Source organism: Pandoraea commovens, from assembly GCF_024704525.1.
GTDB classification, from domain to species: Bacteria; Pseudomonadota; Gammaproteobacteria; order Burkholderiales; family Burkholderiaceae; genus Pandoraea; species Pandoraea commovens.
This window is the reverse complement of the sequence record NZ_CP102780.1, coordinates 2054922-2071058: the sequence shown is the minus strand read 5'-3', so window position 1 is coordinate 2071058 and position 16137 is coordinate 2054922. Positions and strand designations below refer to the sequence as shown.

Annotated in this window: 13 protein-coding genes; 3 read left to right on the top strand and 10 right to left on the bottom strand. The window is 62.3% G+C overall.

Features of this window, described 5'->3' with window-relative positions:
* Nucleotide 1: 1 nt before the first annotated feature.
* From NTU39_RS09750 to NTU39_RS09735, 4 genes are all read right to left on the bottom strand, one after another.
* Nucleotides 2-2047, bottom strand: a complete 2046-nt coding sequence (locus NTU39_RS09750) for an aconitase family protein (RefSeq protein WP_257959745.1) — start codon at nt 2045-2047, stop codon at nt 2-4.
* 128 nt (nt 2048-2175) lie between these two features.
* Complete coding sequence (locus NTU39_RS09745) at nt 2176-3252, bottom strand: ABC transporter substrate-binding protein (protein ID WP_150664754.1); 1077 nt, start codon at nt 3250-3252, stop codon at nt 2176-2178.
* 219 nt (nt 3253-3471) lie between these two features.
* Entirely contained in the window at nt 3472-4446 is a 975-nt protein-coding gene (locus NTU39_RS09740) for a LysR family transcriptional regulator (RefSeq protein ID WP_257959744.1), read from the bottom strand.
* Between the two features lie 655 nt (nt 4447-5101).
* Nucleotides 5102-6898 carry an ABC transporter permease gene (locus NTU39_RS09735; protein ID WP_257959743.1) on the bottom strand — a complete coding sequence of 599 codons (1797 nt, stop codon included), beginning with the start codon at nt 6896-6898 and terminating at the stop codon, nt 5102-5104.
* Between the two features lie 298 nt (nt 6899-7196).
* On the opposite strand from NTU39_RS09735, the gene NTU39_RS09730 reads away from it, so the two are divergent.
* Genes NTU39_RS09730 through NTU39_RS09720 form a run of 3 tightly spaced genes read left to right on the top strand, consistent with a single transcriptional unit; the run spans nt 7197 to nt 9645 of the window.
* Nucleotides 7197-8306 carry an ABC transporter ATP-binding protein gene (locus NTU39_RS09730; RefSeq protein WP_257959742.1) on the top strand — a complete coding sequence of 370 codons (1110 nt, stop codon included), beginning with the start codon at nt 7197-7199 and terminating at the stop codon, nt 8304-8306.
* Between the two features lie 59 nt (nt 8307-8365).
* On the top strand, nt 8366-9160 hold the full coding sequence (locus tag NTU39_RS09725; protein ID WP_150664752.1) for a thymidylate synthase: 795 nt from the start codon (nt 8366-8368) through the stop codon (nt 9158-9160).
* Complete coding sequence (locus NTU39_RS09720) at nt 9157-9645, top strand: dihydrofolate reductase (RefSeq protein WP_039399412.1); 489 nt, start codon at nt 9157-9159, stop codon at nt 9643-9645. The genes NTU39_RS09725 and NTU39_RS09720 overlap by 4 nt, the downstream gene beginning before the upstream one ends.
* 56 nt (nt 9646-9701) lie before the next feature.
* Here NTU39_RS09720 and NTU39_RS09715 read toward each other — a convergent pair whose 3' ends face one another.
* The 6 genes from NTU39_RS09715 to NTU39_RS09690 form a co-directional block, all read right to left on the bottom strand.
* The gene (locus tag NTU39_RS09715; protein WP_257959741.1) at nt 9702-11141 is read right to left on the bottom strand and encodes a sensor domain-containing diguanylate cyclase; all 1440 of its coding nucleotides are present in this window, start codon (nt 11139-11141) and stop codon (nt 9702-9704) included.
* A 317-nt stretch (nt 11142-11458) separates the two neighbouring features.
* Nucleotides 11459-12172 carry an ABC transporter ATP-binding protein gene (locus NTU39_RS09710; protein WP_039399416.1) on the bottom strand — a complete coding sequence of 238 codons (714 nt, stop codon included), beginning with the start codon at nt 12170-12172 and terminating at the stop codon, nt 11459-11461.
* Entirely contained in the window at nt 12169-12969 is an 801-nt protein-coding gene (locus NTU39_RS09705) for an ABC transporter ATP-binding protein (RefSeq protein ID WP_150664750.1), read from the bottom strand. The genes NTU39_RS09710 and NTU39_RS09705 overlap by 4 nt, the downstream gene beginning before the upstream one ends.
* Before the next feature lie 18 nt (nt 12970-12987).
* Nucleotides 12988-13863, bottom strand: coding sequence for a branched-chain amino acid ABC transporter permease (locus NTU39_RS09700; RefSeq protein ID WP_150576667.1), 876 nt, complete (start codon nt 13861-13863; stop codon nt 12988-12990).
* 13 nt (nt 13864-13876) lie between these two features.
* Nucleotides 13877-14758: a branched-chain amino acid ABC transporter permease gene (locus NTU39_RS09695; RefSeq protein ID WP_039399422.1), complete on the bottom strand. Its 882-nt coding sequence runs from the start codon at nt 14756-14758 to the stop codon at nt 13877-13879.
* A gap of 127 nt (nt 14759-14885) precedes the next feature.
* Nucleotides 14886-16037, bottom strand: a complete 1152-nt coding sequence (locus NTU39_RS09690; RefSeq protein ID WP_150664749.1) for an ABC transporter substrate-binding protein — start codon at nt 16035-16037, stop codon at nt 14886-14888.
* Nucleotides 16038-16137 lie beyond the last annotated feature (100 nt).

Genomic DNA, 16137 nt, shown 5'->3' with positions numbered 1-16137 from the left:
GCTACCCTCCCCTGCCCGCGTGCGACGCCCCACTGGAACCTCGGCCCGGCGCTGCAAGCGCTGCGGGATGAGAGACCGGATGAGACGTAAATCCATCGCGTTGTAATTGATCGAAACCCACGATATATCCCGCCAAAGCGCTCGCGGCCACGGTGGCCGGGCTGCCAAGCCACATCTGTCCGGGGCCCGAACGCCCGGGGAAATTGCGATTCTGGGCGCTGATGACCACCTCGTCGGACGTTTTGGAAACGCCCGGTCCGGCATTGACGCACGCACCACATCCGGGCGAGAGCATCGTCACGCCTGCCGCCTTGAAAACATCCGCATACCCCTGCGCCTCACACCATGCGCGCACGTCTTCGCTGCCGTACTGCAGGTAGAAGCGCACGCCGTCTGCAACGCGGTGCCCTTGCGTCAATCCCCAGGCAAGAACGTCATGGCAGGCCCGCAGATCGTCGCGCTTACTGCCGGTGCACGACCCGCCGTAAGCAATATCGATGGCGACCTCTGCCGACAAATCCGCCAGCGCAATGCCGTTGCCCGGATCTCCGGGACTCGCCACCATCGCCCCCAGCGACGCGCAATCGATCTCGATGACATGGGCGTACGATGCTTGCGGATCGCTTTTCATCCATGCGTCGAGCGTGAAGTCGATGCCGCGCCGCTCGCGCAGGTAGCGGACCGTTTCCGCGTCCGGCACCACCAGTCCGGTGAGTCCGCCGATTTCGGCCACCATGTTGGTCAGCGTCGCGCGCTCGTCAGTCGACAGGTGTGCAACGGCTTCGCCAGCGAACTCGATGATCTGCCCGATGGCGCGTCCGTCGCGAATGTAAGGAAGATGAAGCAGGTGCAAGGCCAGATCTTTCGCGCCGACGCCCGCAGGCAAGCGCGCGCGCAGATGTACAAGGCACGTACCGGGCACGGCGAGTCGTGCGTCTCCGGTGAGCCACGCATTGGCCATTTCGGTCGCACCGACACCGAAAGCGAACGCACCGATGGCACCACAATGCGGTGTGTGTGAATCGGTGCCGACAATCACCTGTCCCGGCAACGCATAGCGCTCGAGCATCAACGCGTGGCAGATGCCTTCCGAACCACCCGCTGCGGCGCGGCCGTGCAGACGCAGCCCATGCTGGGCGCAAAACTCGCGCTGTACCGTGCCAAAACGTCGTGCGGCGTCCACGATTTGCGGCGGCCGACTGCCATCGGCGGAGACAGCATCGAGATGCGTCAGATGGTCTTCAAAGCACAGCACCGAATCGACATCGCGTAGCACAGGTATCTCGTTGCCATAGGCGTGGCGCAGGAAACTCACGGCCATCGGCGTCACGTATTCATGCGAGAAGCGCCAGTCTGCGGGGACGAACACCGCATCTCCCGCCCGTACGCGGGCAACGCCCAGCGCTCGCGCAATGATCTTTTCTCCGTAAGTCATCGCGCCGGGGGCATGCGCAGGCTGCGGCGGTAAGAGTTCTCCGCACAACCTTCGCTGCGTATAGCCGAACAGCCCACCGCTACGCACGATGGCCTCGGCCAGTGGATCGCAATCTTCGAGAAACGCTTCGATGGGGATCGTCTCGCCATCCTGCAAACGCTCAGCCAACGTCAGATCGGTCGACATCAGCAGACCGAGGTTCTGACAGTTCTGCGCATAGATGCGCTCGAAGCTCTCGGCGATCACGATACGGATACCGGCGCACCGTTCTGCGAACGGGCTGGCTTCACGCGACGATCCCTTGCCACGTCGCAGCCCCGCCACGGACAACGCAAAACCGCCTTCGCGCACCGCCTTCTGTGTGACAGGAAACACGCCTGTTGCGTCGCTCGAATCGTCATGGCATCGCAACCCTACGTAGACGTAATCGCCAAGCGATTCGTCAAACGCCAGACAAGCGCGCGCCGGTGTCATTTCGTCGGTGGAAATCTGGTCGCGCAGTGTTCCGGCTTCGGCTCGCGTCAGCGTTTCCCCCCTCAATTGACGGGTCATGGCTTCGGCACTGGCGCTCAACCACAGCACACGGCCGTTCAGTCGCACGGTGGCTTGCATGAGATCGCTCCTCGAATGTTCCCGCATGGGTTCACCCATTTCGATCGCAAGTTACGTGCCGACGCAGCATGCGGCAGCGTGGAAAAAGTGAAGTCATTTCGTCCAAACACACGTTCGTCGGATAGCGCTCAGGGATATTGGCGATTCGCCTGCGTAGCGAACGTGTTGGTCCAGGTATCGCCCAACCGGATCTGTGACGGCTTGACCTCCGGCGTGAAGGACGCCAGCGCTTTCAATGCGGTCGCCGGACCATCGGCGGGCATCATGCCGTCCGGGGAAAAGGCTTCGCGACAGTTCGCGAACGCCTTCAGATAAAGCGTCTTGTCGCCGAGGAGATAAGGTTCCGGCACCGTTTTAAGCAACTGCGCTGCCGTTGCGTGTTGCAGCCATTTGTCCGCACGTACGATCGCGTTGGCCAGTGCCTGCACCGTACGTGGGTTCTTCTGGATGAAGCTCTGTGGTGCGTACATCACCGCCGCAGGCATCGGACCTCCGAACATTGCGCGGGTGCCAGCCTGCGTACGCGTGTCGATGAGTACCTTCACGTCGCCGGACTCCTGCAACAACGTCATCATCGGGTCTACGTTGGAAACGGCATCGATCTGTCCGTTACGGGCCGCCGCGATCACCGTCGCATTGCTACCCACGCCGACGATAGAGACATCGGTGGGTTTGAGGCCTGCTTTGGTCAGAGCCACGCTCACCAACATATGCGTGCTTGAACCGGGCGCGCTGACGCCGACACGCATGCCCTTCAGATCCTTGACAGACTTCACTTCGCCCGCCTTGGTCTTGACGACGCCGAGGACCAGTTGCGGCGCTGCGCCCAGCACGACGAACGACTGATAAGTCAGTCCCTTGGTCTGCATGAGCAGCGTGTGTTCGAACGCCCCCGTGCCGACGTCCGCACTTCCGCCAACGACCGCCTGCAGCGCTTTGGAACCACCGGCGAAGTCGTCGATCGTGACGTCGAGGCCTTCGTCCTTGAAGTAGCCCAGTTGTTCGGCAATCGTCAGGGGCAAATAGTAGAGGCCGGGCTTTCCGCCTACGGCGATGGTGATCTTCGGCTTTTCGAGGGGTTGGGCCGGCGCAGCGGAGGCTCCCCCGCTCAGGCTGAGTGCTATGAGGCCCAGCGCCATCAGCGTGAGAACAAGAATCAGACGTCCCACGGCTTCGCGCACACGGCGCGCTTCGGCATGTGTCATCGCGTGTCTCCTCCCGCACAATGCGAGATACGGCGCGCCCCGGCTCGTCGGCCGGAATCGCTATCGGCCCCCAGAGCATCCGTCGGCCTAAAGGCGACGGCAAGAGGTGTTTCGGCATGCCAGACATCGCGGTTCACGATGTATGCCGCGTCAACCTCCCCTTTGACACGGTCCGATGAGGGTTTGCACCGACCATCGGGCGCGTCGTCGCGCTGCGGTTCAGGTGCGCTCCGCACCCTCCGCGCTTCCGCAATCGTCCGCTAGCTCCGTTCCCTCCGCTGTTCCCGTTACGTTACGTGCGCACAGGTGGTCGACCAGCATGCGCGACGCAACGGGCAACGCATCGTACCTGCGCACGCACACGACCAGCCGCCGCTCCGCCCAGGGATCTGTCAGCGGCACGATACGCAACGCTTCTCCGTCCGGCACTTGCGAATAGATGCCGACCGCCTCGCGCGGCGCAATCGCCAGGCCAAGCTGCGCCCTCACCATCCGGCACACCGCTTCGAACGTTGAGACGTGGATTCGGAATTTGACCGTCTTGCCCTGTTCAGCGGCAAGGCGTCGGAAGACGGTGTACATCGCGCTATCCGGATGCACACCGATCTGGTCGAAGTCGAGGGTTTCGATGAACGCGAGTTGCTCGACGCAGGCGAGCGGATGATCCCGGTGAAGGACCGTGACGATCTGATCGTGGCGATAAGGGAAAACTTCGACGTCGCGGGTGTCGACTGCGTCCCAGCAGATACCGATGTCGGTCGCCCCATCCGCCACACCGCGCACCACTTGCGCGCTCGTATGTTCTTCGAGGTCGACCTTCACCCCTTCGTGGCGGCGCAGAAAGGCACCCAGTTCATCGGGTAATGTTTCGACAATCGAGGAAACGTTGGCGAAGATGCGGATGTGACCGCGTACGCCGCTTGTGTACTCGGACAGGTCGCCCTGCATCTTCTCGAGACTGCGAAGTACGTTACGTGCGTGATGCAGTAGCGCCTCGCCCGCCGGCGTCGCTCGCACACCCCACTTGTGGCGCTGGAGGAGCGCAGATCCGACCAGCGATTCGAGATCGTTGATCCGTTTGCTGACGGCCGAGGGCGCAATGAACTCACGCTCGGCTGCACGAGCAATGCTGCTCTCTTCACAGACAGCGACAAACAGCCGCAACGAGACAAGATCGATCCGCCATAGCGCCATGCCGGTCTCCCGAAGGCACTGCATTGCCAGCGATTTTGCGGCGCAGGTGACAAAAATGCCACTCGGGGCCACCCCTGACGACACCGGAAAACAACACTTATCCGGCGACCAACGTCCGCCAATCTACGTCTACCTACGTCAACTTATGCCGTCGATGCCATCAAGGCGAAGGCCGAAGCGCCCGATAAGGTGCGCAAAGTCTCTGGGGGAACGGGTATCGGGCATGCAAAGGTGTGTGACGTCAATGCAACAAAACCGACACCGGACCAAAAGGTTGCACGCCACCATCGGACGTCTTGCGTCCGGTGAAATGTCCTCACGTCGGTCCCTCCCAGGACAACCGCCTAGCGCATCGCTCCGGTCAGCAACACGGCACTCCAGCCGCCGTCAGCCGTATTGAGCGGTGCCACCTCGGGCGGTGGTGCCAACGCCAAGGCCATGAACAGCCAACATTTGCAAATGACGATCGCAATCATTTTTGTTGACGCTCAATCATCCCGGCTTAGTTGCCGGGATGATTTGACTATAGTGCGGCGCTATCGGGGCGGCAACTGTGAAACGTCTCTAGATTTGATAAAACGCAGGGCGGATGATCGTTCCGCCCCTGTCTTCGAAGCGGCATTTTGCGTGAAGAAACCGGCAGACCGGTCGCCCCTCAGGCGCGCCGTGCAATGGCCCGGGCCAGCACCAACACCGGCAGCAGCCCCACCAGCACCAGCGTCAGAGCCGGGACAGCGGCTTCGGCGAGCCGCTCGTCAGCGGCGAGATGGCTGGTGACCACGGCGAGCGTGTCCATGTTGAACGGCCGCAACGCGAGCGTGGCCGGCAGTTCCTTCATGACGTCGACGAACACCAGCAGAGCTGCCGTCAGTACGCTGCCTCGCAACAACGGCAAATGCACGCGACGCAGCATCGACCAGCCGCCCACGCCGAGACTGCGCGCGCTGGCGTCTAGATTGGGCGCAATACGGGCAAATCCTGCATCGACGCTTTGCAGCGCCGCAGGCAGGAAGCGTACGAGGTATGCGTAGATCAGGACGCCGCCCGTACCGGCCAATACCAGCCCGTTTGCCCCGAGCACGCTCCCCATCCATGTGTCGAGATGCAGCACCGGGGTGAGAATGCCCAGCGCGATGACCGCCCCGGGAATCGCGTAGCCCACCCCCACGAGGCGTACCGCAATACGTGTGATACGTCCGGGCGCAAGTCGCTGCGCGTAGCCAAGCACGATGGCAAACGCGCACGCGACCACCGCCGCCACCGCCGCCAACCGCACGGTGTTATAGACCCACTCGCCATAGCGCGGCCAAGGCACTTGATCCAGTTCCGAGACAGCCAGGCGCAGCATGATGATCGCGGGCAGTGCAAACCCCACTATCAACGGCAGGGCGCAACCAGCGGCAGCCAGTACGCCACGCCACCCACGCAGTGCCGTTCGGCGTGACGTCGTCGGCGCACGCCCCGGTGCCCCGTAATACCGCAACCGCGTACGGCTACGCGCTTCTGCCATCAGCAAAAGCAGAACAGCGAATAGCAGGCATGCCGACAGTTGAGCCGCCGCGACGCGGTCGCCCATCGACAGCCACGCGCGGTAGATGCCCGTTGTGAACGTCGGCACCCCGAAGTAGGCCACTGCGCCGTAGTCGGCCAACGTCTCCATGAGCACGAGCGCGACGCCCGCCACCAGCGCCGGACGCGCGAGCGGCAGCGCTACGCGAAAGAACGCTTGCAACGGGGTGCACCCCAGCGTGCGTGCCGCTTCAAAGAAGCGCTGGCTGTGCTCCGCAAACGCCGTACGCGCCAGCAGATAGACATACGGATAGAACGCTCCCGCGAAGACCCATGCCGCGCCGTACCACGAACGAATCTCGGGAAACCACGTCACGCGATCAACGACCAGCACGCGACGAAGCGCGCTTTGCACCGGCCCGGCGAATTGAAGGAAATCGGTATACGCGTAGGCCGTGACATAAGCGGGCATGGCCAGCGGCAGAATCAGCGCCCACTCCAGCACACGACGACCGGGAAATGCGTAGTGAACGACCAGCCACGCGGCACCGACGCCCATCACAAGCACCCCGCCACTCACGGCCAGCGAGATGCGTAGTGAGTTGAGCGCGTACTCCGGCAGCACCGTATCAAGCATGTGGGCAAGCACGGCGCGGGTGTCGGCATCGCCCGCTCCCAGCGCCGCCACGATGCCGAACATGGGCACAAGCACGATCAGCGCGGGAATCCATGCCACCAGCCGCCAGCCGAAAACACCTGCAGAGCGCCAGCCTCGTCTACGCCCGCCGGGGTTCGACGATCTGCCGGACCCCGCCTGTGCGTGCTCGACGTCGCCTTTGGCGACCGTCGTGGCGAATGCCTGCGAATCGCCGGGGAACCGGTCGGAAGGCACATCGGGAGAAACAGAATCGGTGGCGGCGCGTGACTGGGGCGTCGATGACATCAGGAAAGGTCGGGATTGGGGTCAGGAAAAGCGGTGAATGCGTGGAAAATGGAAAACGAATCTACGTCGTCGGCCATCGTCCTCAAGCCTCAGACTACTTAAAGTACGTATTGCCTGAGGGAACCGCGAGGTATTCTCCGGTCTAATGCGTTGCAAATGCGTTGTAAATTATACGCATTCGCAACTGCGACTCTGACGCGGCCACTCACGGAAAGTGCCCGCGCTTTTTGCAAAGCCGCCGTTCGCTTACCTGAATTCCCCCGCGACCCCGTCCCGACCTACGTTCGTTACGACACCAATGCCACTGCCTTATCTCCTGCTCGACCACATCTCCGTTAGCTACGACACCACAGGTCAGACGCATATCGCGGTCCGTGATCTGTCGCTGTCCCTGGCGCGCGGTGAGATCGGCTGTCTGCTGGGCCCATCGGGATGCGGTAAGACGACGGTGCTGCGTGCGGTGTGCGGTTTCGAGCCGCTGGCCGGCGGCCGGATCGTGCTTGATGGCCACGAAGTCGCCAACGCGCAGTTGAGTGAGCCGCCTGAGCGGCGTCACGTCGGCGTGGTGTTCCAGGACTACGCGTTGTTTCCACACCTGAACGTCGCGCAAAACATCGGCTTTGGCATTAGCCGCACGGCGCGAGTGGAGCGTCAGACTCGCGTCGAGATGCTGGCCGAGCGGGTCGGTCTGGCGGGAACATTAAAGAAGTACCCGCATGAACTGTCCGGGGGGCAACAACAACGCGTGGCGCTTGCCCGCGCCTTGGCACCCGCGCCTGCATTGCTCCTCCTCGACGAGCCCTTCTCGAACCTCGACCTCGACCTGCGCGAGCGTCTGGCCGTGGAGGTTCGGGAGATCATTCGAGCCAGCGGTGCGACGGCGATTCTCGTCACGCACGATCAGCATGAAGCCTTCGCGATGGCCGACCGCATTGGCGTCATGCACGCGGGCGCCATCGCGCAGTGGTCCCCGGCACGTGAACTCTGGCGGACCCCGGCCAATCGGGTCGTCGCAGACTTTATCGGGCGCGGCGCGCTCATTCCCGGCACGTTCCGGGGCAACGTCGATGGCGGGGGTATCTCGCTTGAAATCGGAGAAATCGCAGTCTCGCCCACGCTCGCCGACAAGCTGATCCGAAACGCCGCCCGCGACACTTACCCCGTAAGTGTCGACGTCCTGCTTCGCGCAGACGACATTGCCCACGACCCCGCAAGTCCGTTCGAAGCCACACTCGTACGTCGTGCATTTCGCGGGGCCGATCAGTTGTACACGCTGCGTCTCGCGTCCGGCATCGAAGTGGTCGCGCGCGTCGACGGCGAACTGACGCATGAGGTCGGCGACCGCGTCGGACTACGCCTGACGGTGCAGCATCCGGTGGCATTCGCCGCCGCTCAGGCCGCCGTCTGACCGCAGGCAAGTACCACGTCACTCGGAGGCTGGTAAAATCCCGCAAAACGGATGGGCCTATGAAACAGTACCTAGACTTCATGCGCCATGTACTCGAACATGGCACAGACAAAACCGACCGCACGGGCACGGGCACGCGCTCGGTGTTCGGCTATCAGATGCGCTTCGACCTGCAGGAAGGGTTCCCGCTCGTCACCACGAAAAAAGTGCACATCAAATCGATCGTGCATGAACTGCTGTGGTTCCTGCAAGGCAGCACCAACGTGCGCTATTTGCAGGAAAACGGCGTCTCCATCTGGAACGAATGGGCGGATGCCGAAGGTGAACTCGGCCCCGTCTACGGCGCGCAATGGCGCTCGTGGCCGACACCCGATGGCGGTCACATCGACCAGATTACGCAGATCGTGGACCAGATCCGCTCGACACCGGACTCACGCCGCCTGATCGTGTCCGCATGGAACGTCGGCGAGATTCCGCGTATGGCGCTGCCTCCGTGCCATGCGTTCTTCCAGTTCTACGTCGCCGATGGCAAGTTGTCCTGCCAGCTTTATCAGCGTAGTGCGGACATCTTCCTCGGGGTGCCGTTCAACATCGCCAGCTACGCATTGTTGACGCACATGGTGGCGCAGCAAACGGGCCTGGATGTGGGCGACTTCATCTGGACCGGTGGCGACTGCCATCTGTACAACAATCACCTCGAACAGGTGCAGACGCAGCTCGCGCGCGCGCCGTTCCCGCTGCCTAAGCTGGAGATCGCGCGCAAGCCCGATTCGATCTTCGATTACAAGTTTGAAGACTTCCATATCACCGGATACGAAGCACATCCGCACATCAAGGCGCCGGTGGCCGTATGACGATTCTGACGCTTGTGGTCGCCCGCGCCGAGAATGGCGTGATCGGGCGTGACAATCAGTTGCCGTGGCGTTTGCCGGAAGACCTTGCACACTTCAAGCGCACCACGCTGGGCAAGCCCATCGTCATGGGACGCAAGACGTTCGACTCGATCGGACGTCCGCTGCCCGGACGTCGCAACATTGTGGTTTCCCGCAATCCCGACCTGAAAATCGACGGCTGCGAAGTCGCTGGCTCGCTGGTGGATGCCATGCGGCTGTGCGTCGGTGTGGAGGAAATTTGTCTGATCGGCGGTGCGCAGCTGTATGCCGAATCGCTTGCCAGTGCAGACAAGGTCGTCGTAACGGAGATCGCCAAAGCGTTCGAGGGCGATGCGCACTTCCCGGACCTCCCCGCCGCCCAATGGCGTGAGACGGCACGCGAAACGCATCACTCCCCTGCCCCGAACGATTTCGACTATTCGTTCGTGACTTACGAGCGCGTCTGACGCGACTCGCTTCGGTGTCTGTGCCGATCGGCTCAGACACCTACCCACGCACTACCTCACGCACTCAGATTGGCACGCGCCGCATCAGCAGCCGCGCCGCCAACGTCCTCACCATCGGACGGCAATCCCTGCGCAACCTGAACACGATCGCGGCCAAGACGCTTGGCTGCGTAGAGTGCTTCGTCCGCTAGCGCGATCAGCCGGTCAGGCATGTCTCGGGCATTCCCCTGCTGCGGTACGTTGGTTGCGCACCCGACACTGACGGTGACACGGCCTTGCGGTCCCGGGCAAGGCTTCGCCAACGCACGTACGCTCTCCGTGACCCGAGTCGCCACGAACAGCGCGCCACGCTCGTCCGTATCGGGCAGCACGATCACGAACTCCTCGCCGCCGTAGCGGGCGACGAGATCGGCTGGCCGATGCGTCGCCCGCATCAGCGCAAGCGCGACATGCTCAAGGCACTCGTCGCCCACCGGGTGACCGTAGGCGTCGTTGTAGCGTTTGAAATAGTCGACGTCGATCATCAGCAGCGAAAGCGGTCGCCCCGCACGGCGCGCCTGCTCGTAATCACTGGGGAATCGGTCGTTGAAATACCGGCGGTTGTAGATACCGGTCAGGGCGTCACGATTGCTGTATTCGATAAGGCGCAGGTGCGCCCGGGTGAGTTCGCGATACAGCCGCGTCACTTCCCACACGAGCACGCAAACCAGCAGCCCTGGTGCCGACATACTGAAAAAGCGCGCGAGATACCAACCCAGCGAGAAGCGAACCGTACTCATCAGGCTGAGTACCGTGTCCGTCACGCAGGCAAGCACAGCAAGCGCCACCCAGAGGTCGAGTACCGTGCGCAACCGCCCGATGCCCAGCACGGCCCCGAGCGCAACAAGGTTCAGCACCAGCAGCACGATACCGACACCGCCGCTGGAGAAATCGCCAGGGGATGTGGCAGGCGATAGCGCCGGTGGAAGGGGGACGATCAATGCCGCCAGACAAAGCAGGACGCCGACGGCCAGTGGAATGCCGATATAGATGCCGATGCCCTTACCCGGTGAGGGCAATTGCGTGATGGATTGGGGCGCGAACAGGCGTCGCGAGATCATGGCGATCAGGACGAACGTAGGAAAACCCGCGTGCCAGAAAACCCAGATCCACCCGGAGGTCGTTGGCCTTGCGCCGAATAGCCCGTCCGGCGCGAAGAGCCCGGGAAAGGTGAGCAACTGCATGGCGACGGTGAGCGCCGTAAAGGCGTAAGCGCCCGCCAGCAAGCCGAAGACGGGCAGACGCGCCACCTGGAACTGTCCGCAGAGCAAGTACGCAACAATAGTGGCCGTCGTGAACACCGTCAGCCCGCACATCGGCAGGAACGGCGCGACCGCGGGCAGCACAGTCGTGGCTTGCGGTGCCGCGAGTATCAAGGCAGCGAGGATGGCGATCGCCAGACAGCCGGCAAACGCCCGTTGCCCTCGCGATGCACGCTCCATCAGAAAGCCGTCCATGGATCCCTCTTGCTGTGCCGAGCAGGATGCCGGTATGGCATCTCCCAAAACGACGCCGCGCAGACGTGTCGCGGGCAATTAGCGGCAGCATGCACCAATTCCGCCCGACTGCCAATCTGTGGCCGCGACAGTGCCCGTGCCGCCCGCATTGGCCTGTGATACACCCCATTGGCTACTAACGAAAAACGGCGTCGACGAGGCATCCGCAGATCCCCCGTCGACGCCGCTAGCGTCACATCGTCTGGTGGCCGCACAGCGTCTCATCTCAAACGCCCGTACGGTCGTACGTCCGTTTCAAAAACGCCGTTGCGTGGAACTTAACCGCCCAGATACGCCTCCAGCACTCGCGGATTGCCCAGCAGATTACGGCCGGTGTCGTCGAGCACGACTTTGCCCGTCTCCAGCACATAGCCGTGCTGCGCAATCTTCAGCGCCTGACGCACGTTCTGCTCGACCAGGAAGATGGTCAGGCCGTCGGCGTTGATCTCTTTGAGCGTTGCGAAAATGCCCTGGACGATGATTGGCGCGAGGCCCATGGACGGTTCATCGAGCAGCAACAGTTTCGGGCGCGCCATCAACGCACGACCGATCGCCAGCATCTGTTGCTCGCCGCCCGACAGGTTCCCGGCCATCTGGTCGATCCGCTCGGCGAGTCGCGGAAAACGCTCCAGCACCTTGTCCAGATCGGGCTTCACGTTCTGCTTGTCACGGCGCGTGTAGGCCCCCAGTTCGAGGTTCTCGCGAACGGACATCGTCGTGAGCGTGGCACGTCCCTCGGCCACCTGCACCAGCCCACGTTGCACGATCTTGTTGGGCGCCAGCCCGCCAATGTCCTCGCCTTCGAACAGAATCGTGCCAGCCTGCTTCTTGATGAGGCCGGACAGCGCCAGCAGCGTGGTGGACTTACCCGCCCCGTTCGCGCCTACGAGCGAGGTGATTTCGTGCTCGCGCAATGCAAAATCGACGCCCTTCACAGCCTCGATATGCCCGTAGGCCACTTTCAGGCCCTTCACTTCGAGCAGCGCGCTCATGCCTTGTCCTCCGCGCCAGCCGCCAACGCAGCCACATCGTCGTCGTCATCGCGGCCCAGATAGGCTTCGATAACCTGCGGGTTGTTCTTGATCTCGTCCGGCTTGCCCTCGGCGATGATGCGTCCGAAGTTCAGCACCGCGATACGCTCGCACAAGCCCATCACGAAACGCATGTCGTGCTCGATCATGAAGATCGTGTAACCACGTGCCTTGATGTTCTCGATCTCGCTCATGAGGTCGACCTTCTCGCCGGTGTTCATGCCCGCGACCGGCTCGTCGAGCAGCAGCAGCTTGGGCTCGGTCGCCAGCGCACGCGCCAGTTCGAGCTTGCGCTGATCGCCGTACGAAAGATTGTCGGCAATGTCGTACGCCTTGTGGTCGAGCTTGACCCACGACAGCAGTTCGTGGGCACGCTCGCGAGAGCGCTTCTCCATGTCGCGGAAGCCCGGCAGCGAGAGCAGCAAGCCCGCCGGACCATACGAGAGGTGACGGTGCATGCCCACCACCACGTTCTCGATCAGCGTCATCTCCTTGAAGATGCGGATGTTCTGGAACGTGCGAGCAATACCGCGCTGCGTAATTCGGTGCGGCTTTTCGCCGACCAGACTCTCACCGTTGAACGTGATGCTGCCGCCCGTGGGCTGCAACAAGCCCGTGATCAGGTTGAAGACAGTCGTCTTGCCCGCACCGTTCGGGCCGATCAGGCCGAAGATGGTGCCCTGCGGCACCTCGATGTTGACGTCCTGCAGCACGTGCAGACCGCCGAATCGCTTGGAAATATTGGAAAGCTTAAGCATGTCGTGTTCCCCGTCCGCTTACGTGGAAGAGGCCGAACGCGTCTTGCCGGCACGGAACCAACGGCGAAAACGCATCGGATCCCAGATGCCCTTGGGCAGGAACAACACGATCAGCACCAGAATCAAGCCGTTGACGACGAGACGGAAGTCGTTGAATGCGCGCAGCAATTCGGGCAGAAGCGTCAGAATCGTGCTGCCGAGCACCGGACCCACGAGACCATTGATACCGCCGAGGATCGCCATCGTCAGAATCTCGACGCCGCGATCGAAGCCGAATTCGTTCGGTCCGATGAAGAACGTCAGATGCGCATTGAGGGCACCGGCAAGACCAGCCAGCACCGCGCCGAGCACGAACGCCAGCATCTTGTAACCCGTGACGTTGATGCCCATGAGCCCCGCAGCCGTCTCGTCTTCCTTGATCGCCTCGAACGCACGGCCAACCTTGGAGCGACGCAGACGCCACAGCACGGCAAGCGCGATCACGACGGCGCCAGCCACATGCCACCACTGCGTGAGTTGCGGAATGCCGTTCAGACCGAGCGCGCCGCCCGTCAGGTCTTCCGTATTGAGGATGAGCACGCGCACGACTTCGCCGAAACCGAGCGTCGCCATCGCCAGATACACGCCCGACAGACGCAGCGTCGGCTTGCCGATGATGAACGCGACGAGCGCAGGTGCTGCCATGCCGCCTGCCAGCGACACCGCAAACGGCGTGTCGTAGTTCATCGTCAGCAATGCTGCGGTGTACGCACCGATTCCCATGAACGCGGCGTTGGCCATCGCCAGCATGCCGCACGAGAGCGTGAGATAAATCGACAGGGCCAGCAGCGCATTGGTGCCGAGAGTCAGCACCAGATTGCTATATACCGCCCAGAAATTATTGAACCAGTCCATTGCGCCCCCGTGATTACGCTTTGCGTTCGAGCACTTTGCCGAACAACCCCTGCGGACGCACCAGCAGGATCAGGAACAAGAGGCCGAACGCCACGGCGTCGCGCATGTTCGAGCCGATGTAGGCCACCGACAACACTTCGGCAAAGCCGAGGAACAAGCCGCCGATCATCGCGCCGCGAATATCGCCCATGCCGCCGAGAATGATCACCGCGATGCCCTTGTGCAGCATGGGTTGCCCCATGAGCGGGAACACGGCGTTGGAGTACAGGCCGATCAGCACACCCGCCATACCGCCCAGACCCGCTGCCGCGAACGACGTGGCGAGGAACAGTCCTTCGACGTTGATGCCGAGCAGGTACGCCGCCTTCGGCGACTCCGCGATTGCGCGCAGCGCACGTCCCAGTTGCGTCTTCTTGATCGTGGTGATGAGTACGGCCATCAGCGCGAACGAAATGAAGATGATCGCAAGTTCGAGCACCGTCATGTGGACGCCCGCCACCGTCAGGGTGTCCTGCGAGACGAGGTCGTACGGGAAGCGCAGGTTCTCTGCACCGAAGATGCCCTGCACACCGTTGTTGAGCAAAATACCCACACCAATGGTGGCGATCATCGGAATCAGGTGAGGCGCACCGCGCTTGCGCAGCGGTTTGAGCACGAGCACGTCGATGACCAGGCCGAGCAGGCCCGACACGATCACGGCCGTCACGATCGCCGCCCACAGCGGCAGATGCAGATGCACGACGGCTTGCAGTGCCGCATAGGCACCGACCATGAAGACCGCGCCGTGCGAGAGATTGATAACGCCAAGGATGCCGAACACGAGTGTGAACCCGAGCGCGAACAAGGCGTACACGCACCCGAGGGAGAGCGCGTTGACGAGTTGCTGTTCCAGCATGGTGTGTATTCCAGCCTGAGGGACGGAGGCACGCGTCGCAAGGGGGTGCGACGTGTACCAGAAACGCCGATGGGCGTAGCGCCTTTCGGCCCTACGCCCATGCGGACTTCTTCAAGTACTGCCGGGCTTACTTCTCGATGACGTACTTGCCGCCCTTCGTCACGCTGACGATCGGCGCTTGTTGTGCATCGTAGCCAGCCGGCTTGCCGCCCTTGCCCATTGCCTGACGGAACGCAAACTTGCCGGTCGCGCCATCATGCGTGACCTTCGGCAGCGCATCGCGCAGTGCCTTGCGGTCGGCCTCGAGGTTGCCGGAGATCTTCACGTTCTTGATCGCGCCCGCAGCGATGTACATCGCGTCGTACGACTGTGCGGCGAACTGATCCGGCGCCACGTTGTACTTCGCCTTGTAGGAAGCGATGAACTTCGTGTTGGCCGGCGTGCCGTTCTCGATCGACCACGGGCTACCCACCCACAGGCCATCCGAGCTGCCCTTGGCCAGATCGAAGATCTTGACCGAGTTCATGCCGTTGCCGCCGATGAAAGGCACGTTGATACCCAGTTGGCGGGCTTGCACCATGATCGGTGCGCCTTCGGCGATCAGCGCCGACAGCACGATGGCGTCCGGGTTCGATGCCTTGATCTTCGTGAGCTGCGCCTTGAAGTCCACGTCGCCCTTGGCGAACGTTTCGGTCGTCGTGACCGGGATCTTCAGGTCTTCGAGCGCCTTCTTGAAGTTGTCGTAGCCGCTCTTGGTGAAGACATCGTCGTTACCGTACAGCACGGCCACCTTCTTGATGCCCGTGTGCTTGGCCGCGACCTTGATGGTCTCCGGCAGCACGTCGGCTTCGGTCACCGAGTTGCGGAAGATGAAATCGCCGATGGAGGTAATGCCGTCAGCCGTGTTGGACGTGCCGAACGCGACCGTCTTGCCGGCTTGCGCGATCGGATCGGCAGCCTGCGCCGAGTTCGACAGCGTCGGGCCGAAGACCATGAGCACCTTGTCCTGGAAGATCAGCTTCTTGAAGACGTTGATCGCCTCTTCCTTCTTGCCCTGCTCGTCTTCGATCTGAAGCACGAGCTTGTTGCCGTTGATACCACCTGCGGCATTGATCTCGTCAGCGGCAAGCTGGAAACCGTTCTTGATGGCCGCGCCGTATTGCGCAGCGCCACCCGACAGTGCTTCGGCCACACCGATCTTCAGATCGGCTGCGTGGGCCGCAGCCACCATCCCCGTCGCGACAAGTGCGCTCAGCAACTTGGTCATGGTGCTTTTCATGAGTCCTCTTCCTCCAATACCTAGTCTCTAGTTATGAGAAGGCGCGCCTTATGAGCGCGCCCATTACCCTAACTACCGTGTCCGTTCTTAAGCCACGGCT

Excerpts from the sequence above, each read along its gene's own strand:
- NTU39_RS09750 (WP_257959745.1), bottom strand. The coding sequence starts at position 2,047 with ATGCAAGCCACCGTGCGACTGAACGGCCGTGTGCTGTGGTTGAGCGCC.
- NTU39_RS09745 (WP_150664754.1), bottom strand. The coding sequence starts at position 3,252 with ATGACACATGCCGAAGCGCGCCGTGTGCGCGAAGCCGTGGGACGTCTG.
- NTU39_RS09740 (WP_257959744.1), bottom strand. The coding sequence starts at position 4,446 with ATGGCGCTATGGCGGATCGATCTTGTCTCGTTGCGGCTGTTTGTCGCT.
- NTU39_RS09735 (WP_257959743.1), bottom strand. The coding sequence starts at position 6,898 with ATGTCATCGACGCCCCAGTCACGCGCCGCCACCGATTCTGTTTCTCCC.
- NTU39_RS09730 (WP_257959742.1), top strand. The coding sequence starts at position 7,197 with ATGCCACTGCCTTATCTCCTGCTCGACCACATCTCCGTTAGCTACGAC.
- NTU39_RS09725 (WP_150664752.1), top strand. The coding sequence starts at position 8,366 with ATGAAACAGTACCTAGACTTCATGCGCCATGTACTCGAACATGGCACA.
- NTU39_RS09720 (WP_039399412.1), top strand. The coding sequence starts at position 9,157 with ATGACGATTCTGACGCTTGTGGTCGCCCGCGCCGAGAATGGCGTGATC.
- NTU39_RS09715 (WP_257959741.1), bottom strand. The coding sequence starts at position 11,141 with ATGGACGGCTTTCTGATGGAGCGTGCATCGCGAGGGCAACGGGCGTTT.
- NTU39_RS09710 (WP_039399416.1), bottom strand. The coding sequence starts at position 12,172 with ATGAGCGCGCTGCTCGAAGTGAAGGGCCTGAAAGTGGCCTACGGGCAT.
- NTU39_RS09705 (WP_150664750.1), bottom strand. The coding sequence starts at position 12,969 with ATGCTTAAGCTTTCCAATATTTCCAAGCGATTCGGCGGTCTGCACGTG.
- NTU39_RS09700 (WP_150576667.1), bottom strand. The coding sequence starts at position 13,863 with ATGGACTGGTTCAATAATTTCTGGGCGGTATATAGCAATCTGGTGCTG.
- NTU39_RS09695 (WP_039399422.1), bottom strand. The coding sequence starts at position 14,758 with ATGCTGGAACAGCAACTCGTCAACGCGCTCTCCCTCGGGTGCGTGTAC.
- NTU39_RS09690 (WP_150664749.1), bottom strand. The coding sequence starts at position 16,037 with ATGAAAAGCACCATGACCAAGTTGCTGAGCGCACTTGTCGCGACGGGG.